This window comes from Nocardia sp. (assembly GCF_025465275.1).
GTDB lineage: Bacteria > Actinomycetota > Actinomycetes > Mycobacteriales > Mycobacteriaceae > Nocardia.
In genome coordinates, this window is sequence record NZ_JAODNK010000021.1 from 1 (window position 1) to 23,334 (window position 23,334).

Annotated in this window: 22 protein-coding genes; 5 read left to right on the top strand and 17 right to left on the bottom strand. The window is 67.1% G+C overall.

What is annotated here, in order from left to right; translation table 11 throughout:
- On the bottom strand, positions 1–637 hold a 637-nt coding region (locus JWN03_RS04755), incomplete at its 3' end, for an ABC transporter ATP-binding protein (protein WP_297610243.1).
- A gap of 226 nt (positions 638–863) precedes the next feature.
- Here JWN03_RS04755 and JWN03_RS04760 point away from each other — a divergent pair.
- Positions 864–2,390 (top strand): hypothetical protein, encoded by a 1,527-nt coding sequence (locus tag JWN03_RS04760; RefSeq protein WP_297610246.1) that lies wholly within the window; start codon positions 864–866, stop codon positions 2,388–2,390.
- Positions 2,391–2,666: 276 nt separating this feature from the next.
- Here JWN03_RS04760 and menE read toward each other — a convergent pair whose 3' ends face one another.
- The 6 genes from menE to JWN03_RS04790 all read right to left on the bottom strand — a co-directional run bounded on the left by menE (position 2,667) and on the right by JWN03_RS04790 (position 7,439).
- Positions 2,667–3,803 (bottom strand): o-succinylbenzoate--CoA ligase, encoded by a 1,137-nt coding sequence (gene menE / locus JWN03_RS04765; protein ID WP_297610326.1) that lies wholly within the window; start codon positions 3,801–3,803, stop codon positions 2,667–2,669.
- 109 nt (positions 3,804–3,912) lie between these two features.
- Positions 3,913–4,266: a DUF3349 domain-containing protein gene (locus JWN03_RS04770; RefSeq protein ID WP_297610249.1), complete on the bottom strand. Its 354-nt coding sequence runs from the start codon at positions 4,264–4,266 to the stop codon at positions 3,913–3,915.
- Positions 4,267–4,291: 25 nt separating this feature from the next.
- On the bottom strand, positions 4,292–4,561 hold the full coding sequence (locus JWN03_RS04775; RefSeq protein ID WP_297610252.1) for a hypothetical protein: 270 nt from the start codon (positions 4,559–4,561) through the stop codon (positions 4,292–4,294).
- A gap of 12 nt (positions 4,562–4,573) precedes the next feature.
- Positions 4,574–5,764, bottom strand: coding sequence for an inorganic phosphate transporter (locus JWN03_RS04780; RefSeq protein ID WP_297610254.1), 1,191 nt, complete (start codon positions 5,762–5,764; stop codon positions 4,574–4,576).
- A 148-nt stretch (positions 5,765–5,912) separates the two neighbouring features.
- The gene (locus tag JWN03_RS04785; RefSeq protein WP_297610256.1) at positions 5,913–6,308 is read right to left on the bottom strand and encodes a VOC family protein; all 396 of its coding nucleotides are present in this window, start codon (positions 6,306–6,308) and stop codon (positions 5,913–5,915) included.
- Between the two features lie 237 nt (positions 6,309–6,545).
- On the bottom strand, positions 6,546–7,439 hold the full coding sequence (locus JWN03_RS04790; RefSeq protein WP_297610259.1) for a 1,4-dihydroxy-2-naphthoyl-CoA synthase: 894 nt from the start codon (positions 7,437–7,439) through the stop codon (positions 6,546–6,548).
- 332 nt (positions 7,440–7,771) lie between these two features.
- Between JWN03_RS04790 and JWN03_RS04795 the strand changes: the two genes are divergently transcribed.
- On the top strand, positions 7,772–8,218 hold the full coding sequence (locus JWN03_RS04795) for a DUF6918 family protein (RefSeq protein ID WP_297610263.1): 447 nt from the start codon (positions 7,772–7,774) through the stop codon (positions 8,216–8,218).
- Between the two features lie 81 nt (positions 8,219–8,299).
- Here JWN03_RS04795 and JWN03_RS04800 read toward each other — a convergent pair whose 3' ends face one another.
- Positions 8,300–9,127, bottom strand: coding sequence for a siderophore-interacting protein (locus JWN03_RS04800; protein ID WP_297610266.1), 828 nt, complete (start codon positions 9,125–9,127; stop codon positions 8,300–8,302).
- 89 nt (positions 9,128–9,216) lie between these two features.
- Here JWN03_RS04800 and menD point away from each other — a divergent pair, with 89 nt between their 5' ends.
- On the top strand, positions 9,217–10,851 hold the full coding sequence (menD, locus tag JWN03_RS04805; RefSeq protein WP_297610269.1) for a 2-succinyl-5-enolpyruvyl-6-hydroxy-3-cyclohexene-1-carboxylic-acid synthase: 1,635 nt from the start codon (positions 9,217–9,219) through the stop codon (positions 10,849–10,851).
- Between the two features lie 37 nt (positions 10,852–10,888).
- Here menD and JWN03_RS04810 read toward each other — a convergent pair whose 3' ends face one another.
- Together JWN03_RS04810 and JWN03_RS04815 are read right to left on the bottom strand one after the other, a co-directional pair.
- Entirely contained in the window at positions 10,889–11,122 is a 234-nt protein-coding gene (locus tag JWN03_RS04810) for a hypothetical protein (protein ID WP_297610272.1), read from the bottom strand.
- A gap of 117 nt (positions 11,123–11,239) precedes the next feature.
- Complete coding sequence (locus JWN03_RS04815; protein WP_297610275.1) at positions 11,240–11,872, bottom strand: TetR/AcrR family transcriptional regulator; 633 nt, start codon at positions 11,870–11,872, stop codon at positions 11,240–11,242.
- 82 nt (positions 11,873–11,954) lie between these two features.
- Here JWN03_RS04815 and JWN03_RS04820 point away from each other — a divergent pair, with 82 nt between their 5' ends.
- Positions 11,955–12,989 carry an aldo/keto reductase gene (locus JWN03_RS04820; protein ID WP_297610277.1) on the top strand — a complete coding sequence of 345 codons (1,035 nt, stop codon included), beginning with the start codon at positions 11,955–11,957 and terminating at the stop codon, positions 12,987–12,989.
- On the opposite strand, the gene JWN03_RS04825 is transcribed toward JWN03_RS04820, so the two are convergent.
- The 4 genes from JWN03_RS04825 to JWN03_RS04840 all read right to left on the bottom strand — a co-directional run bounded on the left by JWN03_RS04825 (position 12,986) and on the right by JWN03_RS04840 (position 20,245).
- Complete coding sequence (locus JWN03_RS04825) at positions 12,986–14,032, bottom strand: alpha/beta hydrolase (RefSeq protein ID WP_297610280.1); 1,047 nt, start codon at positions 14,030–14,032, stop codon at positions 12,986–12,988. The genes JWN03_RS04820 and JWN03_RS04825 overlap by 4 nt on opposite strands.
- Before the next feature lie 93 nt (positions 14,033–14,125).
- Complete coding sequence (locus JWN03_RS04830) at positions 14,126–18,958, bottom strand: molybdopterin-dependent oxidoreductase (RefSeq protein WP_297610283.1); 4,833 nt, start codon at positions 18,956–18,958, stop codon at positions 14,126–14,128.
- A 141-nt stretch (positions 18,959–19,099) separates the two neighbouring features.
- Positions 19,100–19,804, bottom strand: coding sequence for a demethylmenaquinone methyltransferase (locus JWN03_RS04835; protein WP_297610286.1), 705 nt, complete (start codon positions 19,802–19,804; stop codon positions 19,100–19,102).
- Between the two features lie 9 nt (positions 19,805–19,813).
- Entirely contained in the window at positions 19,814–20,245 is a 432-nt protein-coding gene (locus tag JWN03_RS04840; protein ID WP_297610328.1) for a DUF3592 domain-containing protein, read from the bottom strand.
- 195 nt (positions 20,246–20,440) lie between these two features.
- Between JWN03_RS04840 and JWN03_RS04845 the strand changes: the two genes are divergently transcribed.
- Entirely contained in the window at positions 20,441–20,947 is a 507-nt protein-coding gene (locus tag JWN03_RS04845) for a DUF2505 domain-containing protein (RefSeq protein WP_297610290.1), read from the top strand.
- 136 nt (positions 20,948–21,083) lie between these two features.
- On the opposite strand, the gene JWN03_RS04850 is transcribed toward JWN03_RS04845, so the two are convergent.
- From JWN03_RS04850 to JWN03_RS04860, 3 genes are read right to left on the bottom strand one after another with little or no spacing between them, the layout of a single operon-like run.
- A complete protein-coding gene (locus tag JWN03_RS04850; protein ID WP_297610293.1) occupies positions 21,084–21,518 on the bottom strand; it encodes a VOC family protein in 435 nt (144 codons plus the stop codon).
- Between the two features lie 9 nt (positions 21,519–21,527).
- Positions 21,528–21,995, bottom strand: coding sequence for a helix-turn-helix transcriptional regulator (locus JWN03_RS04855; RefSeq protein ID WP_297610296.1), 468 nt, complete (start codon positions 21,993–21,995; stop codon positions 21,528–21,530).
- A complete protein-coding gene (locus tag JWN03_RS04860; RefSeq protein WP_297610299.1) occupies positions 21,992–23,266 on the bottom strand; it encodes a geranylgeranyl reductase family protein in 1,275 nt (424 codons plus the stop codon). The genes JWN03_RS04855 and JWN03_RS04860 overlap by 4 nt, the downstream gene beginning before the upstream one ends.
- Positions 23,267–23,334: the final 68 nt, after the last annotated feature.

Consider the following 23,334-nt stretch of genomic DNA (forward strand, 5'->3'; position numbering starts at 1 on the left):
CGATCCGGTCGGCCAGCTGGTCGGCCTCGTCCAGGTACTGGGTGGTGAGCAGCACCGTCGAGCCCTCGCGGACCAGGCGGCGGATGGTCTCCCACATCTGGGCGCGGGTGCGCGGGTCCAGACCGGTGGTCGGCTCGTCCAGGAACAGCAGCGGCGGGGCCGCGATCAGGCTGGCGGCCAGATCGAGTCGGCGGCGCATACCGCCGGAGAAGTTCTCCAGCGACTTGTTCGCGGCGTCCTCCAGCCCGAACTCCTCCAGGAGCTCGGCGGACTTGCGGCGGGCGTCGACCTTGGACAGGCCGAGCAGCCGCGAGAAGATCACCAGATTCTCGGTGGCGGTGAGCTTTTCGTCGACGGACGCGTACTGGCCGGTCACGCCGACCAGTTTGCGCACCGCATTGGGTTCGGTCAGGACGTCGCGGCCGAATATGCGGGCGCTGCCGGCGTCGGGCTTCATGAGGGTGGCGAGCATGCGGATGGTGGTGGTCTTACCGGCTCCGTTGGGGCCGAGCACGCCGTACACGGCGCCCCGCGGAACCGCCAGGCTCACGCCGTCGACAGCCCGCTGCTCCCCGAAGACCTTGACCAGCCCCTCCGCCTCGATGGCGAGTGTCTCAGCAGGTGTGTAAGAAGTCATGACACACACTCTGCGGAGCAGGTCTTACACGCCCCATGCATCGCTCTTGCATGGGCGTGCAAGGCGGGCTTGCGCGGGGTTTTCGCAGGCCACCACCCATGCCACGACGGTCGGCGTCGGGCTCCCCGGGAATCCGGCCGGGGCTTGTTAGCCTGTCGTCCAGCTCTTTTGCTCTCTCGTCAGTTCGCCCCGGTTCTTTCCGCGCGTCATGGATTGCGAGGTTCCGTTGAGAGTCGTCTCCGTCACCCTGACCGCGGCATTGACCGCGCTCACTGCGGTGGTCACCGCTGTCTCCGCGCATGCCGCGCCGCTCGATCTGGACACGTCGGATGCGCAGCCGGCTGCCACGCATTCGGATGCGCCGGGCTCGGATCAGCTGCTGCTCAACTGCCCGCCGCTGCCGGACGCCGACGATCCGCTGGGACCCATCCCGCCGCGCGATCCGCTGTGCGGGGAGAACGATATGGATCTGGCGGGCGACGTCTACCTGCGCAGCAATGCCTATCGGCGGCTGTCCACCATCTACGGCCCGGACGTCGCCGTGAGCATTATCGGCAACAACCACTATCAATTGCGCGACCACTCCGGGAATCTGATTCTCGGCGAGGATCGCAGCACACTGCACCACGTGCCCTTCGGCCGCGAGATTCCGCCGCCGCTCCCGGGAAATACGGCGGACCTGACACCGCATGAGCAGGCGGTGCGCGAGGGCATGTCACGGGTGACGGTCGGAGTCATGCAGGGTGTCGTCTATACCGGCGACCTCACCGATATGTCCGCCTACCTGACTACGCCGATCGGCTCTCTCATCGTGCAGGCGCCCGGCACCGGATCCGACCCCACCCAGCCGGGGCCCGGCGGTGAGCGACAGTTGCAGCTGCTCAACAACTTCCAGGCGCTGGACGCACAGGGCCGGTACGTGATGGGCAATACGCTGACCCTCGGCTCGCCAATGGCCTTGTGGCCCAATGCCGCCGTGCCCTGCCCGATCGGCACGGTGCCCATCTCCCACCTGCCCTCGCGCGCCGATGCGCTGCAGGCCGCGGCGGCCGGTAAGCCGCTGCGCGCAACGGATCTGCCCGATCCGACCTGTAAGGCCCCCGCCAGCGTGCCGATCACCGGCTATGTCGACGACCCGTCGGGTCAGCCCGACCAATCGGCTCCCGCGCCCGGGCCGAAACCGCAATCCGATCCCGTGCAGCGCCAGAAGGACATCAACGACGCCTACAGTGCGGTGGGAACCCAATTCGGCCTGGCCGTCGCCCTGGGCGCGGTCCTCGGCGGCGCGACCGGTCTCGCCATCGGCTGCCTCGCCGGCGGAATCGGCGCCGGCACCGCAGGCACCTTCTCCGCAGCCCTCGCCGGCGCCGCCACCGGATTCGCCGGCGGTTGCCTCACCGGCGCAGCCATTCTCGGCAGCATGGGCGGCACCATAGGCAGCCTCGCCATCGGCGTCCCGGTCGGCATCATCTCCGGCGTCAACGCCTACAACACCCTGCGCCTCGAGGGCGACGTAGCCCGAAAGCCGATCGCCGCGGCTGTGGAATCCGACCCGGCACCGGCCACCGAAACACCGCAAACAGCCGACCCCCGTGAGCAACTCGTCACAGCAGGCATACCGTCTCAGCTCGCCGCAGCAGTTCCCGCCGAGCTTGCGGCAGCCGTGCCGCCGGACTTGGCAGCGGCCGTGTCACCGACGCTCGCTGCAACGCTGCCTGCGCTGTTCTCGCAGCCCGACCTATCGATGACGTGACGCTCGGATAGCGCCCGCCGTCGGCCGTCCAGCCTCGTCAGCCCGGCGCGCTTACGGCCGGGATCCATCGCAGCCGCTGTGGATCCCGGCCAAAAGCATGCCGGGCTGCCGATGCCGTGCCGGGCTGCTGGGGGTGTGCCGATGCCGTGCCGGGCTGCTGGGGGTGTGCCGATGCCGTGCCGGGCTGACGGGGGTGTGCCGATGCCGTGCCGGGCTGACGGGGGCGTACCGATGCCGTGCCGGGCTGCCGGGGGCGTGCGGGGCGACAGGTGTGGCTCAGTTGGGAGAGGTGGTGCGGAGGAGTTCGCGGAGTTTCGCGCGGTCGGGCTTGCCGGGGCCGCGGAGTGGGAGTTCTTGCAGGACAGCGAGTTCGCGGGGGGCGGCGATGGCGTCGAGTTCGGCGACCACGTGTTCGCGGAGTTCTTCGAGGGTGGGGGCGGTGGCGCCGGGCGCGGTGACTATGGCGGTGACCACGCGCTGGCCGAGGCGGGCGTCGGGCAGGCCCAGGACTACGCATTCGGAGATGGCGGGGTGGGTGATGAGGACGGCCTCGACCACCTGGGGGAGTACCAGCAGGCCGCCGGTCATGATGGCTTCGTCCAGGCGGCCGGAGATGTTCAGGACGCCGTTCTCGTAGGTGCCCGCGTCTTCGGTGCGGAACCAGCCGGGTTCGGCGAAGGCCGGATGCTCGGGCTGATTGCGGTAGCCCTTCGCGAGCATGGCTCCGCCGAGCATTACTCGCCCGTCCTGGATGCGCACCTCGGTGCCGCTCAGCGGGATGCCCTCGTAGACGCAGCCGCCGCAGGTCTCGCTCATGCCGTAGGTGCGGAACACCGTGATGCCGACGGCGCGAGCGCGCTCCAGCACCGGCTTCGGGGTGGCTGCGCCGCCGATGAGCACCGCGTCGAGTTCGGCGAGGGCCGCGGCCGCCGCGGGCTCGTCGAGGGCCTTGATGAGCTGTGTGGGCACCAGCGAGGTGTAGCGCCGCGGCCCGCGCATACCGGCGATCGCACCGGCCAGTCCCTCCGGCAGGAAGCCGTCGGTGACATCGAGCACGGCCGGTTCGGTACCTGAAAGGATGCTGCGCAGTAGCACCTGGATACCTGCGATGTGATGGGTGGGCAGCGCCAGCAGCCACTGCCCGGGCCCGCCCAGCCGCTCGTGGGTGGCGTCCCCGCTGGCCCGCAACGCCGATGCGGAGAGCATGGCGCCCTTGGGTATTCCGGTGGTTCCCGAGGTGGTGACCACCAGCGCCACATCGTCGTCGATCTCTTCGCCGGGGCGCAGATTGCTGCTGAGCCGTTGCGCCTCGCGGCGATCGGCCGTGGGCACCGGCAGCCACGTGGGCCCGGTGCCTTCCAGGGCTTCGCGCAGATGCGGCAATACTTCGCCTACCGATGCGCCGGTGGGCATGGGAAGAATGCGGAGGGTATTGCTCACGTTCGCGATCGTGTCATCTCGTGGGGTGGTTGCGCACCTAGGGGGGTCCGCCGCCGGGGTTCGATAGTGGTCGGTCGAGCTGTCAGTCGGACGTCGGTGTCGCCAGCGGCCATCCACCGGCTGCCAGCCGGGAGGCCACTCGAGCGATATCGTCCTCGCCGGGTTGCTCCTTGGCAACTCGGGCGATGGCGGCCTCGATATCGGCGAGTGCGATCTCTCCGGTGGCCACCCGCTCGCTCACCAGATCCTCGACCACGAGATGCACCTCGTAGTCGGTGAGCCGGCGATGCAGCACCGCCAGCAGCGCCACGTAATCGGACTGCGGAATGCCCTGTGGATAACCGGCTTTGAGCCAGTCCAGGACCTTCTGCAACACATTGGAACGCTGCTGCGGCGCAGGGGTGGGGTCGGTGTTCGGCGGTTCGGGGGTGCTCACCAGCATGCCTTTCGATCCGGCGGCGTCAGGCGCCGAGCAGATGAATTCCGAGTCGGGTGGCGAGGAAGCCGCGTGCGATGAACAGCACACCGGCCACCACCGCGATCATGACCACGGCGAAACAGACTGCGGAGACCGTGAGCGCCACGGTCCGGGTGGATCCGGTGGCGCCGTCGTCGATCTGCGCCCGATAGCGAATGCCCAGCGCGAACACGATGGGCAGTCCGGCGCCGAACACCAAGGCGGCCACGGTGACCCGCCACAGGTCGGTCAGATTGGACAGGAAGGTATGCATCGCGTCGCGCTCCTATCCGATTCCATTGCCGACATGGTCGTCTTTGCGGACGGGTGCGGCGGTCTCGCCCTGCCAGTCGTCGTTCACATTGTGCGAGTTCACCGCGGTCTGCTTGGAGCGCATCCAGATTGCCCCGGCCACCACGATCAGCAGCGCGAATACCACCAGCACGCCCGCGGTTCCGCCGATGGCGTCCAGGATGCCCCAGCAGAGCGCGCCGACCACACCGGCCAGCGGCAGCGTGAGCACCCAGGCCACGACCATGCGGCCCAGGACGCCCCAGCGCACCTCCGCGCCGGGCCGGCCGAGGCCGGAGCCCAGGATGGATCCGGTCACGGTCTGCGTGGTGGACAGCGGCAGGCCGAAGTGCGCCGAGGTGAGAATGATCGCCGCACTGGTGGATTCGGCCGCGAAGCCCTGTGGCGGCGCGATATCGACCAGGCCCTTGCCCAGGGTGCGGATGATGCGCCAGCCGCCCAGGCAGGTGCCCGCGGCAATGGCGACCGCGCAGGACACGATCACCCACAGCGGCAGCGGATCACTGGCCTTGGCGGAGCCGTGCGCGATGAGCGCCAGGAAGATGATGCCCATGGTCTTCTGCGCGTCATTGGTGCCGTGGGCCAGGGACACCAGGGAGGCGGAACCGATCTGTCCCCACCGGAATCCGCGATTCACCGACTTCTCATTGCTGCCGCGGGTGATGCGATACACCGCCCACGAGCCGAGCGCCGCGACCAGCGCGGCCACCACCGGCGCGGCCAGCGCCGGGATGATGATCTTGGCGAGCACACCTTTGTTGCCGGCGCACCAGATCACGCCGTCCCAGCCGAGCGCCGCGATCGTCGCGCCGATGAGCCCGCCGAAAAGCGCGTGCGAGGAACTCGACGGCAAACCCAGCAGCCAGGTGAACAGATTCCAAAGAATGCCGCCGACCAGACCGGCGAAGACGATGTCGAGCAGTGCCCGCCCGCTCACCTCGGAGAGGTCGACAATGCCCTCGGCGACCGTCGCGGCAACGGCGACGCTGAGGAAAGCACCGACCAGATTCAGCGCTCCGGAGAGAAGTACCGCAGTACGCGGCGGGAGCGCACCGGTCGCGATCGAGGTCGCCATCGCGTTCGCGGTGTCGTGGAATCCGTTGGTGAAGTCGAATGCCAAGGCTGTGAGAACAACGATCAGCAGAACGAGCAGTTCGGCAGACACGACGCCCAGTTTGCGCTATCGGATGAACGCCGCGTTAACCGACGCCCCCGGAAAAGATCACAGCTACATACGTGCTAAGGGTTGCGCACATGGTGAGTGACACACCCGTGTGCGGCGTGTCGCCGTGTCGAAAGCTGTGGCGTGTCGATCATTTCGGCGTCGAACGACTGTCCCGCCGTATCGGATGATCCTCGGGCACCTCGACCAGCACGATCGGCACCCCGTCCGGATCGCGCACCCACATTTCGATCAACCCCCACGGCTGCAACTCCGGCTTCTTGTCGATCGGCACCCCCGACAGTGCCAATTGGACCGACGCGGCCCCGCAATCGCGCACCTGCAGCCAGATCGCGCCGCCGAATCCCACCTGAGCGTCGTCACCGCGCCCGTGCCCCGCCACCTCGATGAGCGACTGCCCCGCGAAGAACACCGTGCCGCCCGGATACTCCCGGGCAATCGCCAGGTCGAGCGTGTCCCGATAGAACTCCAGCGTCCGCTGATAATCCACCGGCCGCAGGATCAACCGACTGCTGAGAATCTCCATGTTTTCTGCCTCTGTGTTTGATTTGCCTCCGCTTCGCTGCGGGCGGGTGCTGTGTCTAATTTGCCCTCCGCTTCCCTCCCTCCGCTCCTCCGCTTCCCTCCCTCCGCTCCAAGGCGCAGGTCTATGGAGCCGCAGTCCAGAACGGGGCGGGCCGCGAACTTGGAGTGGATGTTCATCGGTGGCTTCGTTCTGCGTGAACCACCATGGTGCCTGTCGGTGGTGCGGAGCTTCGGGTTTTCAGAAGTAGTACGGGTACGGCGCCCAGTCCGGAGCGCGCTTCTCCAGGAAGGAGTCGCGGCCTTCGACGGCCTCATCGGTCATGTAGGCGAGGCGGGTGGCCTCACCGGCGAACAGCTGCTGGCCGACCAGTCCGTCGTCGCTGAGGTTGAACGCGTACTTGAGCATGCGAATCGCCTGCGGCGACTTGCCGAGGATTTCCGCGGTCCACTCCAGCGCCACGTTCTCCAGCTCGGCATGATCGACGACCTCGTTGACCGCGCCCATCTTGTGCATTTCCTCCGCCGTGTACGGCCGGCCCAGGAAGAAGATCTCGCGGGCGCGCTTCTGCCCCACCATCTTCGCGAGGTAGGCGCTGCCGTAGCCGCCGTCGAAGCTGCCCACATCGGCGTCGGTCTGCTTGAACTTGGCGTGCTCGCGGCTGGCCAGGGTGAGGTCGCAGGTCACGTGCAGGCTGTGCCCGCCGCCCGCCGCCCAGCCGTTGACCAGCGCGATGACCACCTTGGGCATGAAGCGGATGAGCCGCTGCACCTCGAGGATGTGCAGCCGGCCCGCGCGGGCCGGGTCCACGGTGTCCGCGGTCTCGCCGTCGGCGTACTGATACCCGTTGCGCCCGCGAATGCGCTGGTCGCCGCCGGAGCAGAAGGCCCAGCCGCCGTCCTTGGCGCTCGGCCCGTTGCCGGTGAGCAGCACCGCGCCCACATCGGAGGTCATGCGGGCATGGTCGAGCGCCCGGTACAGCTCGTCGACGGTGTGCGGCCGGAACGCATTGCGTACCTCGGGCCGGTCGAAGGCGATTCGTACGGTGCCCTGCTCGACATGCCGGTGGTACGTAATGTCGGTGAGGTCCTTGAACCCCGGGACGGGCTGCCACAGCGCTTCATTGAAGGTCACAGCCTCGAACTTAGTAGTTGCGTCCGCGAGCCCGTGACTCCGACCGCCGGATTCGTCTCGGCTGATTCGGTGCCGCGCGCGAAATCGCGGCAGCGGGTTTCAGTCATGCGAGAAGCCAGCTGATCCGCAGCGAACGAGATTTCCGGCGCGCGAGGTGGTCGTCTGACCGAGTGAACATCGCGAAACTGAAACGCTGCCAATCGATTGCGGAGGCTTTACAGTGCAGTTGCTGCTTCGGCAGCCGTGGCGTATCGGCGTCGTGTGCGCGGGGACACCGGTGCGTATAGTTCCATGCGCTCGTTCATCGAAAAACTATCCGGAGGAACCTGAAAGTGGTTGCAGCACTGTCTGAATCCCTGCTCGATGACGCCAAGCGTCCGGCCTTCCTGGTCGACGCCAAAGAGGTTCTGGATGCTGAGGTGTCGGACAAGGGCGGCGCGTCGGGTCTCGCTGTGAAGGGCGGCTACGCCGCGGTCAAGAAGGTCAGTCCGACAATTGTCGGCGATGCCCTCGAATCCTTCATCCCCCGTTTTGTCGCGCAGCTCGAGCCGTTCTGGTCGGAGTACCAGGCTTCCGGCGCCGGGTCGTTCGCTGACCTGCTGGTCTCCAAGCAGGACGAGGTCTCCGAGGCGCTGCTCTCGGTGACCGACGACCGCGCTGCCGCGTCGTCGCGTCCCGCGCTGACCAAGGTCTACAACTCGATGCGTAACTCGGCGAAGAAGCATGTCGCCGAGGCGCTCCCGCGTGTCGGTGCTCTCATCCAGCGTCACGCTGGTTAATCAAATGACCGGTTCGCGGCCCTGATCGGGCCGCGAACTCGGTATCGCCGCCGGCTCGAATTCGGCATCCGCGGCTCGAATTCAGCCCGCGGCCTTGCCTACTCGCCAGTAGCCGGTGAAAGTGATGTCCGCCTTGGGAATTTCGCGGTCCTGAGCCAGGTATCGCCGCACTCCGGCGCACAACTTCTGCTCGCCCGCGATGAAGGCGTAGACACCCTTGGCGGGAAGTTCCGCACCGCGCACGGCCTCCGCGGCCAATGCGCCCACCTCGGCGTTCGGGTCCGTGCGGACCAGCCAGTTCACCTGCACGCCTTCGGGTTCGCTCAGTTCCTGCGCGTCGTCGGCGTGCGAGATTTCCACATACGCCGCGCCTTTCAGGCCGCGCGGCGCCGAGCGCAGAATGCCCGCGATGCCGGGCAGCGCGCTCTCGTCACCCACCAGCAGCGACCAATCGGTGTGGTCCGGGGCCTGGTAGGTGATGCCCTCGTCCAGCATTCCGGCCTTGTCGCCGGGCGTGGTGCTGTTGGCCCAGGTGGAGGCGGGGCTGTCGTCGCCGTGTGCGAAGAAGTCGATATCGATCTCGGCGGTGCTGCCGAATTCGCCGAACCCGGCGGCGCGGTAGTCGCGCACGGTGTAGTTGCGCACCAGCGGCCGGTGTTCCTTGCCCATCATGAGGTACTGCGCGTACCAGCCCAGGCTGCTGGTGGAGGTGGGCAGGCGCAGGCTGTTGTCGCGACCCGGCAGGAACAGTCGGAACCACTGGTCGGAACCCATTGCGGTGAAGCCCGCGAGGCCGTCGCCGCCGAGGGTGACACGCTGGAAGTTCGGGCTGATTCGTTTGCTCGCCAGTACTTCCGCGGTGCGGATTTCGCGGTGTTCGGGTTTGACGTATTTGGGTCGCTTCGACATGGGCTTAGGTTAGCAAACCCTAAGTATATAAGACCAGGTGTGAGCGGGCTGACGCAGCGTGATGAGCGACTGTCTGAGAGGCTGAGAGGGTGAATCCTTCGACAGCACAGGCGCAGGTCGTCGTCGACGAGCTCGCGCGCGGCGGAGTGCGAGACGTGGTCCTGTGCCCGGGATCGCGAAACGCGCCACTGGCCTTCGCATTACAGGCCGCCGATGCCGCCGGTCGACTGCGGCTGCACATGCGCATCGACGAACGCAGCGCAGGCTTCCTCGCCATCGGCCTCACCGCCGCGAGCGGACGTCCCGTGCCCGTCGTCATGACCTCCGGCACCGCCGTCGCCAATCTCGGCCCGGCCGTGCTCGAAGCCAACTACGCGCGCCTGCCGCTCATCGTGCTCAGCGCCAACCGGCCCTACGAGATGCTCGGCACCGGCGCCAATCAGACCGTGGAGCAGCTCGGCCTGTTCGGCAGCCAGGTGCGCGCGACCATCAGCCTCGGCCTGGCGGAGACCGAAACCGGCTCGGAGCCGTACGCCAAGCAGAACAGTGTGTGGCGCTCCGCCGTCTGCCGCGTGCTGGCCGCCGCCCGTGGCACCCGCTCCGGCAATGCCGGGCCCGTGCACTTCGACATTCCGCTGCGCGAACCGCTGGTCCCCGATATGGCCGTGGGCGAGCTGCTGCCCGTCGGCCGCGCCGAGGACGCGCCCTGGACCGCAACGCAATACGCGACCCTGGACGTACCGCTCGATATCGACCTCACCCTCGATACCGTCGTCATTTCCGGGCACGGCGCGGGACACCGGCCGGAACTCGCGGACCTGCCGACCGTCGCCGAACCGACCGCGCCGCAACACGGGCCCGCCTTGCATCCGCTCGCGCTCGGATTGCTCCGGCCCAAGCAGGCCATCATCACCGGCCGGCCCACCCTGCATCGGCAGGTGTCGCAGGTGCTGGCCGATCCCGAGGTGGTGGTGTACGCGCTCACCACCGGTCCGCGCTGGCCCGATGTGTCCGGGAATGTGGTGGGCACCGGCACCCGGGCCGTCACGCACGGCAGTCCGCGCGCCGAATGGCTGGAGCAGTGCCGCGACCTGAACGAGAAGGCGATGGCGGTGGTCCGCGCCGAGCTGGACGGACACCCCAAGCCGACCGGTCTGCATGTGGCCGCGGTGGTGATGAACGCCCTGCACGAGGGCGATCAATTGCTGCTGGGCGCTTCGAATCCGGTGCGGGACGCCGCCCTGGTATCCCAGCCGCGGCCCGGTATCCGGGTGCTCTCCAACCGCGGGGTGGCGGGCATCGACGGCACCGTCTCGGCGGCAGTCGGTGCGGCACTGACCCATTCGGGGCGGACGGTCGCGCTCATGGGTGACCTGACCTTCCTGCACGATGCGTCCGGCCTGCTCATCGGACCGGGCGAACCGCGGCCCGAAGACCTCACCATCGTGGTCGCCAATGACGACGGCGGCGGCATCTTCGAACTTCTCGAACAAGGCGATCCGCAGTACGCGGGCGTCTTCGAGCGCGTCTTCGGCACCCCGCACGGTATGGATCTGGCCGCGTTGTGCGCCGCCTATCGCGTACCGCACCGGCAGGTGGATCCGGCGGAATTGGCGCAGGCGCTGACCGGTCATGCACACGGCGTTCGCGTGCTCGAGGTCGCCACCGAGCGGTCCAGCCTGCGCGAACTGCACGCCGCCGTGCGCGTGGGCATTTCGCACTGAGTAGCGGGGTGGCGGCGCTGTGCCGCCGCCCCGGATTTCACTCCCCGGGCAGTGCTCCGTGGTCGGCCGGATGCTCGACCAGCGCCAAAACCTTTCCGGACATGAATCGTGCGGTGCGAACGGTCGTTCCGGTCCTGGTCACTTCACTGACCTCCACCACCCCGCGCGCTATGCGCACCTCGACGCGCCGGCCTGCTCGGCTGGCCGTCACTTCGTAATTCCGAGACTCGCCGCCCATATCGACGACAATCTCCACGCGATCACCCTTCATCTACCAATTCTCCTCGCCACCAGCACTTTTCGCGAGGGATCCCGCCCGAATACGGCTAACGAACCGGTTGCATTCCTGTCCGGCGCAGGGATGACGAGGAGGCCTTCGGGCATGCGCTCAGTTCGCCGGTTGTGTTGCCGCTGTGGTGAAGACGCCTGCCTGGGCGGCGAGGGTGGCGGCTTCGACGGCGGCGGTGACGGCGGTGTCGTCGATGGGGGAGCTGGCGGTGAGGAGGCGGTAGTAGAGGGGGGCCGAGACTGCGGAGAGGACGGCGCGGGGGTCGGTGCCGGGTGGGAGTTCGCCTCGGGTGATGGCGATTTCGATGCAGGGGGACCATTCGATGAGGCGGGTGTCGTAGAAGGCGTGCAGGGCGGTGGCCGCGGTGTCGTCGGTGGTGGCGGCGGCGAGGAGGGCGCGGAAGAGGCGGCCCTGGCGGGGGTCGGTGAGGGTGCCGGCGACCAGGTGGGCGTTGGCGTCCAGATCGCCGCGGAGGGAGCCGGTATCGCTGTGCGGCAGTGAGGTTTCCGCCATCTCGACGAGCAGGTCGGCGACCAGGCCGGCGGGGGTGCGCCAGCGGCGGTAGACGGTGGTCTTACCGACCTCGGCGCGGGCGGCGACCTCGGCCAGATCCAGGTGCGCGTAGCCGCGTTCGGTGAGCAGGTCACCGGCGGCGCGCAGCACGGCATCGCGGACGCGTGCGGTGCGCCCACCTGGGCGGATCGATCCGGGGACGGTGGTGTCTTGCTCCATAACGGGCCTCCAGTTCCATTTGTGGCGAGATGAGTGTATCGTCGATTTCGTTAATGAAACTGTAGTTCCGTTAGGAGTTGTCATGGAGTACCGCAGGCTCGGCGCATCAGGTCTGATGGTTCCGGCATTGAGCTTCGGCGCGGGCACCTTCGGGGGCCGCGGCGAACTCTTCAGCGCCTGGGGCGATACCGATGCGCGGCAGGCCCGCCGCCTCGTCGACATCAGCCTGGAGGCGGGCGTCACCATGTTCGACACCGCCGACGTCTACTCGGACGGCGCCTCGGAAGAGGTGCTCGGCGAAGCGATTCGGGGCCGCCGCGACGATCTGCTGATCTCCACCAAGGCGTCCCTGCCGACCGGCCTCGGACCCTACGATGCCGGTTCGGGGCGCGCCCGCCTGATCCGCGCGGTCGAGGGCTCGCTGCGGCGGCTCGGCACCGAGTACATCGATCTGTTCCAATTGCACGCCTTCGACGCGGGCACCCCGGTGGAGGAAGTCCTTGCGGCACTGGATGATCTGGTGCGCTCGGGCAAGATCCGCTACGTCGGCGCCTCGAACTTCGCGGGCTGGCAACTCATGAAATCCCTTGCCGCAGCGGACCGTCACGGCCTCCCGCGTTACGTCGCCCACCAGGTCTACTACTCGCTCGTCGGCCGCGACTACGAGTGGGAACTCATGCCGCTCGGCGTCGATCAGGGTGTCGGTGCGGTGGTGTGGAGCCCGCTCGGCTGGGGCCGTCTCACCGGCAAAATCCGCCGCGGCCAACCACTTCCGGAAGGCAGCCGCCTGCACCGGACCGCCGCGGCGGGCCCGCCGGTGGACGACGAGGTGCTCTACGACGTGGTGGATGTGCTCGACGACCTCGCCGCCGAGACCGGCCACACCGTTCCGCAGATCGCACTGAACTGGCTGCTCACCCGCCCCACCGTCGCGACCGTTATGGTCGGTGCGCGCAATGAGGAGCAGCTGCGGCAGAATCTCGGCGCCGTCGGCTGGAGCCTGGACGCCGAGCAGATCGCCCGCCTCGACAAGGCGAGCGCGGTGACGCCGCCCTACCCCTACTACCCGTATTACCGGCTCGCGGACTTCACCCGGCTGAATCCGCCGGCTGTCTAAGGCGCGGAGTACAGGCCTGCCGCCAGCACCGGCCAGGACGTCTTCAGATCGTCCTGCCAGTAGCCCCACGAGTGGGTGCCGGTGCTGCGGTAGACGAAGGTCGCCGGAATGTGCAGCTGATCGAGGCGGTCCTGCAGGGTGTGGGTGGACGCATCGATATTGGCTTCGATGAATGCGCCGAGGGCGACCGTCTCCGCCGTGTCCGCCGGTTTCTCCATGCGGAATTTGCCGCCCGGCATATCGTAGATGCCAGGGATTCCGGTGCCGGTCGAGATGAAAAGATTGGTGCCGCGCAGTCTTTCGGCATTGATTGTGGGATCGTTGGCGGCCCACAGCGGGTTGTCGTCCGCGCCCCACATATTCGCGACATCACCGCCGCCGTAGAGCTCCGTGGTCATCTTGACGGCCTCGCGCCCGATCGGCGTAGTGGTCTGGGAGAGGCCGCTGTAGACGGCGGCGCTGCGATACTGCCCGGCATTGAAGATCACCGAATTCAGCACCGGCAGTCCCGACATGGACAGGCCCGCAATGGCATTCACCCTATTGGTATTCAAGGCGACGTCGATCAGCGGCGGCAGTTCCCGGCCCAGATAGGTCGTCCACTTGTTCACACCGAGCGCTTTGTCGGGCTCGAGCCAGTCGGTGTACCAGGTGAACGCGCCGCCGATCACCTGCACGACATTGATGTTCTTGTCGGAAAGGAAATCCAGTGCGTCGGTGCGCAATTGCCAGGAGGCATTGTCGACGCCGCCGCCCGCGCCATTGAGCAGGTACAGGGTGGGCCGGGCATCAGAGGTGTCGGCGGGGCGCAATACGTCCACCGGAAAGGTCTGGTCCATGGCGGCGGAGTAGACCTGGAGCTGAATGTTCCGGTCGTCCTTGACCGTAACGCTCTTGATGTAGGAGCCGTCGGGTGACTTCGCCGTGGTGGTCACTCCGGGGGCGGTCGGGGTATCCGCTGTCGCGGGATACGCGCCCATTCCGATCGACACGGTAGCCGCCATGGCCGCCAATGCGATTCGCCCGGTGATTCTTCGGTTCAAGACCCCGACCCTCCGTTGTAAACACGATGGTTTCACATCGTAGGGGTGGTGGTCCGGGAAATCCATGGCGGGGAACCCCAGAGAAATCGGGGCTCAGTACACGTCGCGCATGTAGCGTTTCTCGGCGACCAGCTGTTTCTTGAAGGCCAGCGCGGCCTCCTCGCTCAACTTCCCGTGAATCCGTGCGATCCGCAGCAGGGTGTCGTCCACATCCTTGGCCATGCGCGCGGCATCACCGCAGACATAGAAATGGCCGCCCTCCCGCAGCCATGCCCACAGTTCCGCACCGTGCTCGATCATGCGGTGCTGCACATAGACCCGCTCCCGCTGATCCCGCGAGAAGGCCAGATCCAACCGGGTCAGGAAGCCCGACCGGAACATGTCCTCCAGCTCCGCGCGGTAATAGAAATTGTCCGCCGCATGCTGATCGCCGAAGAACAGCCAATTGCGGCCCTTGCCGCCGAGTGCGCGGCGCTCGTGCAGGAAACCCCGGAACGGGGCAATGCCGGTGCCCGGCCCGACCATGATCATGGGCGCGTTCGGATCCAGCGGCGGGCGGAAATGTGGGGCACGCTGCAGGAAGATCGGCGCCTCGCCCGCGCGATCTGCCAGGAAGGTGGAGCTGACACCGCCCCGCCGGGCCGCGCCGGCGAATACCGGATTGCCGTACCGCACCACGCCCACCGTCAGTTGCACCTCTTGCGGGTGGACCAGCGGACTGGAGGAAATCGAATACTGGCGTGGCTGCAGCTTTTTCAGCGTGCCCAGCCACTCCACCAGATCGGCCCGGACCGGAAAGTCGCGGAGCACATCCACCGGCTGCCGATCCCACAGATACCCGTCGAGTTCGTTGCGATTGTCGCGGCGCAGCAGTTTCGCCAGATGCGGACTCGAATTGTGCTCCGCGATGAACGACAGCAGATCGGTGCTCACCTTGGTGATGTCGTAATACGTGCGCAGCGCCTCCGCCAGCGACAGCTCCCGATCGTCGAGATCGATGAGCCGCCTGCCGTCCAGACCCGTCGCCGCCAGCCATTCGGCAACCAGCGCAGCACAATTGGCGGGCCGGATACCGAGCGAATCGCCGACCTCGTAACTCGCGTCCAGATCGCGCAGATCGAACCCGACCTGCCGCACCTCTTTCTCGGAACCCGGCCGTGACAGCAACTCATTGCGCACCAGGCGCGCCGAAAGCGGTGCATTACGGGTGAATTGGGCCGGAGCCAGCGTCGTCACGGATCCGCGCGCGGCTCCGCTGGAGGCGGGGGAGTGCGGCTGGGCGGCCGAACCTCCCGAAGCCCCGCCGTCAGGCCCGAACCCGCCGCCGGATGTGAGCCCGCCGCCATATGACGACAACCCGCCGGGAATCTGTGCGCCGCTGGTGGCTGGCGCGCCGTGTGATGTCGCTGCGCCGTGGGATGTCGCTGCGCCGTGGGATGTCGCCGCGCCGTGGGATACCGCCGCGCCGTGGGATACCGCCGCGCCGTGTGGTGCTGATGCGCCGTTCGGGGTCGGGGTGCTAGCGGTGTCGTCCCTACCGCCCGGGGCTGACATGCCGCGTGCGTCTGCGCTGCCGGGGGTTGATGTGACGCTCGTCGAAGTGGTGTCCCCGGTCCGAATCGCTTCCGGCCCTGATGTTTCCGTCCCGCTGCTCAGCGCGGCGGTCACCTCGTCTATCCACTGTTCCGACAGGTCATCGTGATCGGGCTCGCTGTCGATGCGCGGAAGCATGCGGGTGGCACCGCATTTGGTGAACAGCTCATCCAGTTTGCGCCCGTGTCCGCAGAATTCGTCGTATGAGGAATCGCCGAGCGCGAAGATGGCGTAGCGCATGCCGGTCAGGCGGATTGTGCTGTCGCTGAGCCGATCCCAGAAGTCCTGGCCATTGTCCGGCGGCCCGCCGTCGCCGAAGGTGCTGGTGATCACCAGCACGTCACCGGTCAGATCGCCCAGGTCGGTGGAATCCATATCCAGCAGCCGGGGTACAAAGTCGGCTGCGGCGAGCCGGGTGGCGACCGCTGCCGCCAACTCCTCCGCGGTCCCGGTCTGTGAAGCCCACAGCACGGTCACCGTTCGGGTAATCGGCTCGGCGGCCGGATCACTGGCCCCGCCGCCGGTCTGCGCCTTGTGCAAGGTGCCCGCATCGGCCGCGCGGGCCGACTGCGGCTGCGCCCCACGGGAATACATACCGGCGAGCAACCCGTCGATCCACAGTCGGCTGCCCCGCGACAGCGGCGCTGTCGCGGGCAGTACCGGCACCCCTGCCACCGGCAAGGTCTGCAGTGCCGCCAGATACCCGCCCAGATAGATCCGCTCGGCATCGCTCAGTGTCGGTGTGGCCGCCCCATCGAGCCCCAGCATCGCCGACAGTGGATGCACTCCACTACCGCGCCCAGCGCTGTTCGCGCCTGTGCCGAGCGGATGCGATTCAACTCCGTTCGGACCACTCGAAGCGTGGATCGGATCTCTCTCGGAGCCGATCGGACTGCCCTGGCCTTCATTGGTTCCGAACGGACCAGTCACTCCGCTGTGCGGTCTATTGGCAGCGCCGAACGGATAGTTCTCCGAGCCGATCGGACCGGTGTCGACACCACCGCGACCGCTCTCGGCGCCGAACGGCCCGGATGTGCCGCTGACCGGAGCGGTAGCAATTCCGAACGGACTGGTTTCAGTGCCGAGTGGACCGGTGCCGGGGGAGTCCGCGCCGCGGCGATCGGTCGCCGGGACTTGCCGGGAGGTGGCCGATACGGCGGTGACCTTGCGGAGCCGGACCGCGCACACCTTGAACTCGGGTTGCAGGGAGTCCGGGTCGACGGCGTCATTGGTGACGGCATTGATGGTCAGGTATTCGCCCTGTTCGTCGTTCCAGTGGAACGGGGCGAAGCAGGAGCCGGGCAGAACCCGGTCGCTGATCCGGGCGGGCAGTACGGCACGTCCACGGCGCGAGGCGATTTCGATCTGATCGCCCTCGCGCACCTCGAGTGCGCAGGCATCGTCCGGATGCACCTCCAGGAACGGTTCCCCGTTCAGTTTGACCAGCTTCGCGACCTTCCCGGTCTTGGTCATGGTGTGCCACTGATGTTGCAGGCGACCGGTATTGAGCACAAAGGGGTGATCGTCGTCGGGCATTTCGGCGGGCAGCAGATGCGGGCGCGGCCAGAACACGGCGCGCCGGCTGGGTGTGGCGAAGGCCAGGCGTGGCTGCTGTCCGCTCTCATCGGTGAACAGGTGCTGGCTGATGCCGTCATTGCGGTAGCGAATGGGATTGCGGCGCTGCGCCGGATCGGGGCACGGCCACTGCATGGGCCCGTCGCGCAGCGCCTCGTAGGTAATGCCGCGCAGGTCGTAGCCGGTCACCGGATTCGCGAATTGCCGTATCTCCTCGAAGATCTCGGCGCTGGATTGGTAATCGAAGCCGGGGAACCCCATGGCGCTCGCCACCTGTGCGATCAACTGCCAGTCCGGCCGGGCCTCGCCCACCGGCGGCACCGACTGCGGCAGCAATGTCAGATTGCGCTCCGAATTCACCATCACCGCATCCGATTCCGCCCACAGTGTGGCGGGCAGCATCAGATCGGCATAGGCATTGGTCGCGGTCTCGGTGTACACATCCTGTGCGATCACCAGCTCCGCGGCCTCCAGGCCGTCGATCACGGTCTTCCGATTCGCCATGGAGGCAACGGGATTGCTGCAGATGATCCAGCACGCCTTGATATCTCCGTCGGCGAGCGCGCGGAACATCTCGACGGTGCCCGGCCCGGCTTTATCGCGAAGCGCACCGGGTTCCAGTTCCCACGCCGTCTCCACGAAGGTCCGGTCCGCCGCTGACAGCACACTGCGCTGCCCGGGCAATCCCGGTCCCATATAACCCATTTCGCGCCCGCCCATGGCATTCGGCTGCCCGGTGAGCGAGAACGGCCCGCTGCCGGTGCGGCAGACCGCGCCGGTGGCCAGATGCAGATTGATGATCGCATTGGTGGTCCAGGTGCCGTGCGTGGACTGATTGACACCCATGGTCCACAGCGACATCCATTCACCCGCTGCACCGATCCACGCGGCGGCGGTGCGAATATCGGCCTCGGCAAGACCGGTCATTTCGGCGACCTGCGCGGGCGCGTAGTCCGCGAGGAATTCCGGCATCGCCGCCCACCCCCGGGTGTGCTCCGCGATGAATTCGGCGTCTATGTCACCATTTTCGACGAGCAGATGCAGTAAACCGTTCAGCAGCGCCAGATCCGTGCCCGGCCGAATCTGCAGGAACAGATCGGCCTTTCTCGCGGTCTCGGTGCGCCGCGGGTCCACCACGATGAGTTTCGCGCCCGCCCTCAGTCGGCCCGCCATGCGCAGCAGCAGAATCGGATGGCAGTCCGCCATATTCGCGCCGATCACGAAGAACAGATCGGCGTGGTCCAGGTCCTCGTACGAGCCGGGCGGCCCATCGGCCCCGAACGACTGCTTGTAGCCGGTGGCCGCACTGGCCATGCACAGCCGCGAATTGGCTTCGATATGCACGGTCCGCAGATAGCCCTTGGCCAATTTGTTTGCCAGATACTGGGCTTCGATCGACATCTGCCCGGATACGTAGAGCGACACGGCGTCCGGGCCGTGCTCGTCGAGAATCGCGCGCAGCCGATCGGCCGCCTCCTGGACCGCCGCATCGACCGGCACCGGCATCGGCGGCTGTCCGCGTTCCGGCCGCCGGTACGCGGTCTCCATCCGCCCGTCCGCGACCATCAGCTCGGCATGCGTGGCGCCCTTGGTGCACAGCCGTCCGGCATTCACCGGATGCAGCTTGTCGCCGCTCACCGAGGCGATCACCGGTGCGCCGGATTCGCCCGGCCGGGTGTGCACGACCATGCCGCAGCCCACCCCGCAGTACGAGCACGCGGTCCGGGTGCTCGTCGGGGGAGTGCTGGAATCGGGCATAGTTCCGATCTTCGTCATCCCCGGTTGCGCCGGATTTACCGGAGGTTATCGGAAGATGACATTCCCCCTCACAGTTGGTTTCGCCGTCCGTGAGGCCGGGTTTTCGCCCCTATATTGTGAGAGGGACCACAAAAGTCCTGGTCAGTCCAGTTTGAAGCCGCGGTGCAGCGCCACCGCGCCACCGGACAGATTACGCCACTTCACCGACGACCAGCCGGCATCGGCAATCCGCAAAGCCAGCTGAGTCTGCGTAGGCCAGGCCCGGATCGACTCCGCCAGATAGACGTAGGCATCCGGATTACTGGAGACCCGCTTGGCCACCGCCGGGAGCGCCTTCATCAGGTACTCCATGTAGACGGTGCGGAAGAGCGCGAAGGTCGGTGTGGAGAACTCCGCCACCACCAGCCGCCCGCCGGGCTTGGTGACGCGCAGCATCTCGCGCAGCGCCAGATCCGGATCAGCCACATTGCGCAGACCGTAGGAAATGGTCACCGCATCGAAGGATTCATCCGCGAACGGCAGTGCCATGGCATCCCCGGCCACCATCGGCACCTTGCGGAACCGCCCGGCCGCCAGCATGCCCTGCGAGAAATCGGCGGCCACACACCAGGCGCCGGACTTGGCGAGCTCGAGTGTCGAGACACCGGTACCCGCGGCCAGATCCAGCACCCGCTCACCGGGCCGCAGCGCCAGCGCTTTACGCGTCGCCCACCGCCAGTAATAGTCCTGGCCACCGGAGATCACCGTATTGGTGAGGTCGTACCGCTTCGCGACCCCGTCGAACATCGACGCGACCTCGTGCGGCTGCTTCTCCAACGAGGCCCGAACCGACTCTGTTTTCGCCACCCCCGCACATTAGCTCGCGGCGCGGGCGCGCGACCATCGCCTCCGAGCCGTGCCGAGCAACCGCGTAGGCCGCGAACCCAGCAGCCACAGCGCCGGAATCGTCACCGCCCATGTCACCACGATCACCGACAGTGCCGGGATGATCGCGACGGTCGCATCGCGACCCGCCACGCGGACCAGATCGGGATCGCTGCGCTGGTATTCGACATTGATGCGCTCGCCGACGGTCAGTCTGGTCGGATACAGCACGCCGACCTTGGGGTTGTGCGTCTCACCGTCCGGGGTCACGAAGATGACCGCGGACCGCAGGCGTCCCGCCGACAGCACTTCGCCGCTGGTCGTGCCCATATCCGAGCTGATGAGCCGATCGTCCTTCCAAGCCGCCAGCACGAGTAGCACCGCGAGCACGCTGATGGCCGACGCGGCGATCAGGATTCCCATGCGAGTGCGCCGCCAGCGGGTCACAGGCTGCGGTACGGGAGCGTCGGCGAGCGGCGGCGCGGTGGCACCCGGCTCCGCTGCGGTCACACTGCTCCGCTCCGCTGCGGTAAGACTGCTCCGCTCCGCTGCGGTGACAGACTGGCTGGTTTCCGACACTTCACCAGGCTATTCCATGACTGGACTACCGTTGCGGCCATGTCCCGTAAATTCAGCTTCACCGTGCAGTACAGCGTTCCGGTAGAAGAGCTTCACCGGGCACTGACCAACGACGAGATGTGGAACTCCCGCTTCACCGGCGCGTCCACCGCCACCTTGAACCTGTCGCATCCGGACGGGCCCGGCACCATTCGCATCCATATGACCGAAAAAGCAGCCGAAGACAAGATTCCGGGCCTGGTCAAAAAGGTCCTCAAGAGCGACCTCGAACTCCAGCGCACCGACAGCTGGGGCGTGCTCGACGGCGATATCGCGAAGGGCACCTTCCAGGGCGCCTCCACCGGTATCACCACCGAGATGGAGGGCACCCTCGAATTGCGGCCCACCGCAGAGGGTTCCGAGATCGAGGCCGCCGGCGTCGTGAACGTCAAGGTTCCCCTGGTCGGCGGCGCTATCGAGCCGCTGGTGGAGAACCTGCTCGAGAAGGTGATGAAGAGCGAGCGCAAGTCCATCGAGGCCTGGTTCGCCGCGCAGAGCTCTGTCTAATTTGCCCTCCGCTTCGCTCCGGGCGGGTTCGCGGCCCTTTTAGTCTCGTTCTTCCCTCCTTCCGCTCCTCCGCTTCGCTCCCCCGCTCCACTCAGTCCAAAACAAGACGGGCCGCGAACTCGGGCGGGGGGAGGGTCTATTGCGCTCGAGTGGGATCGAATTCGCGGTTCTCCACCAGCACGAGCCAATTGCCGGAGTTATCGCGAATGATGGCCTCGACGCCGTACGGGCGCTCCGACGGCGGCTGCACGAACTCCACGCCCTTGGCGCTGAGCTCCTCGAAAGTCTTCTGGCAGTTGTCCGTTCGCAGCCCCAGCGCGCCGTGCGTGCCACTGGCCAGCGAACGCCGAATGGCCTCGGCGAGCTGCTCGTCCAGCGGCGGCCCCGGCAGCATGAGGGTCACCTCCAGCTCCAGATGATCCGGCTGCGCCACGGTCACCCAGCGGAAGCCGTTGTCGCCCATGGTCACATCGGCGGTCTCCACGAAACCGAGTTTGTCGGTGTACCACTCCTTGGCGGCGCTCTGATCGGTCACATACACGGTGGCCAGGGAAACGTTGGTGATCGTCATACCGCAAGGCTAGGGACCCGCAACCCCGGGACGCTTCTCCGAAATTGCGGTGTCGCCGGTATCGACCGGTTTCCGGTCCGACAAACCGTGCATGAAGACGTAGCAACCCGGAATGTGAGGAGCGCCTTCGACGGCGAACTTGGCCTGATACTCCGAGGGCGACATCCCCACCAGATCGGTGAATTTGCGGCTGAAGGAACCGAGACTGCTGTATCCGACCAGCATGCAGGTTTCGGTCACCGTGATATTGGTGGCGCGCAAGAGATCCTGCGCGCGCTCGATGCGCCGCTCTGCCAGATACAGCGCCGGGGTCTTGCCGTAGGTCGCGGCGAAACACCGCAGGAAGTGATACTTCGACACCCCCGCGGCGGCCGCCAGACTGTCCAGGTCCAGCGGCTCCGCATAGTGCCGGTCCGCGAGATCGCGTGCGCGCCGCAGATGCGGGAGCAGTTCCTCGGCGACCGGCCGGGCCGTCATGCGAAGGGCTGCAACTTGTCGAATCGCATGGAGGCCCGCCCCGCGCCGCGCCACAGTTTGGCGGTGAGATCCAGATCCTCATCGGTCACCAGATTGCCCATGACCCGAACCGCCGTGCGCTGCAACAGCTTCGACCGCATCACCGGCGGCCCGCCGAGCGGCACCGCGCGCGGATGCGTCGCCAGCGCGGCCAAACGCCGTGCCACCGAATAGGTCCGGCCGTAGCGGGCCCGCAGCGTCTGCGGCCAGAGCGTGGTCAGATCGGGTTCGTCCAGCAGCTCCGAGAGCATGTGCCCGCCCTCGAGGCCGTAATCGATGCCCTCGCCATTGAGCGGATTCACACAGCCCGCCGCATCGCCGACCAGCGCCCAATTGCGCCCGGCCACATTCGATACCGCACCACCCATGGGCAGCAGCGCCGATGCGACCGCCCGCGCCTCACCCTCGAAACCCCATTCCGCGCGGCGCTGTGAAACATAGTGCTGCAGCAGCGGTTTCAGCGAAATATGCGACGGCCGCCGCTCGGTGGCAAGCGATCCCACCCCGATATTAACCTCACCGTTGCCGAGCGGGAACACCCAGCCGTAGCCGGGCACCAATTCATCGTTCGCATCCCGCAATTCGAGATGCGAGGTGATCCACGGATCATCGCTGCGCTCGGACTTGATGTAGGCGCGTGCCGCCGTCCCGTACGCGTACTCCCGATGCCAGGTGCGGCCCAGCAGTTTTCCGACCGGCGACCGCACCCCGTCCGCGACGATCAGCACCTTGCAGGACACCGCGTGCACTCCGGAATCGGTCTTGATGGTCACCCCGGTGATCCGATCACCGTCCCGCGCCACCTCGACCACCTTGGCGCCCTGCACCATTCGGGCCCCGAACTTCACCGCGGTCTCCCGCAGCTTGTCGTCGAGTTCGGTGCGCGGCACCGCACTGCCGTACGCCGGGAACGACCCGCCCGGCCACGGCAGCAGCGCCTCGCGCCCGAACCCGGCCATGCGCAGCCCGCGATTGATGGTGTGCGCCCGCAGCCAATCCCCGAGCCCGAGATGCTCCAGCTCGGCGGTGGCGCGCGGCGTCAGCCCGTCCCCGCAGGTCTTGTCCCGCGGGAACACCGCCGAATCGGTCAGCAGCACGTCCCGTCCGGCCTGCGCGGCCCACGCCGCGGCCGCCGATCCGGCCGGTCCGGCCCCCACCACCAGCACATCCGCATGCGCGGGCAACGCACTCGACGATTGCCCCTGCTCCGGCGCGACTTCCGCTGAACCCATGCGCTCAATACTTGCAGCCCATGAGGATCGGCGCAGAGAGGGGTGTGCAGCGCCATACTGCAGTGTTC

Coding starts and splice junctions, on each gene's coding strand:
- menE (WP_297610326.1), bottom strand. CDS start 3,803: ATGCCCACCGGCGCATCGGTAGGCGAAGTATTGCCGCATCTGCGCGAA.
- JWN03_RS04775 (WP_297610252.1), bottom strand. CDS start 4,561: ATGCATACCTTCCTGTCCAATCTGACCGACCTGTGGCGGGTCACCGTG.
- JWN03_RS04785 (WP_297610256.1), bottom strand. CDS start 6,308: ATGGAGATTCTCAGCAGTCGGTTGATCCTGCGGCCGGTGGATTATCAG.
- JWN03_RS04800 (WP_297610266.1), bottom strand. CDS start 9,127: ATGTCGAAGCGACCCAAATACGTCAAACCCGAACACCGCGAAATCCGC.
- JWN03_RS04810 (WP_297610272.1), bottom strand. CDS start 11,122: ATGAAGGGTGATCGCGTGGAGATTGTCGTCGATATGGGCGGCGAGTCT.
- JWN03_RS04815 (WP_297610275.1), bottom strand. CDS start 11,872: ATGGAGCAAGACACCACCGTCCCCGGATCGATCCGCCCAGGTGGGCGC.
- JWN03_RS04820 (WP_297610277.1), top strand. CDS start 11,955: ATGGAGTACCGCAGGCTCGGCGCATCAGGTCTGATGGTTCCGGCATTG.
- JWN03_RS04830 (WP_297610283.1), bottom strand. CDS start 18,958: ATGCCCGATTCCAGCACTCCCCCGACGAGCACCCGGACCGCGTGCTCG.
- JWN03_RS04840 (WP_297610328.1), bottom strand. CDS start 20,245: ATGGGAATCCTGATCGCCGCGTCGGCCATCAGCGTGCTCGCGGTGCTA.
- JWN03_RS04845 (WP_297610290.1), top strand. CDS start 20,441: ATGTCCCGTAAATTCAGCTTCACCGTGCAGTACAGCGTTCCGGTAGAA.
- JWN03_RS04850 (WP_297610293.1), bottom strand. CDS start 21,518: ATGACGATCACCAACGTTTCCCTGGCCACCGTGTATGTGACCGATCAG.
- JWN03_RS04855 (WP_297610296.1), bottom strand. CDS start 21,995: ATGACGGCCCGGCCGGTCGCCGAGGAACTGCTCCCGCATCTGCGGCGC.
- JWN03_RS04860 (WP_297610299.1), bottom strand. CDS start 23,266: ATGGGTTCAGCGGAAGTCGCGCCGGAGCAGGGGCAATCGTCGAGTGCG.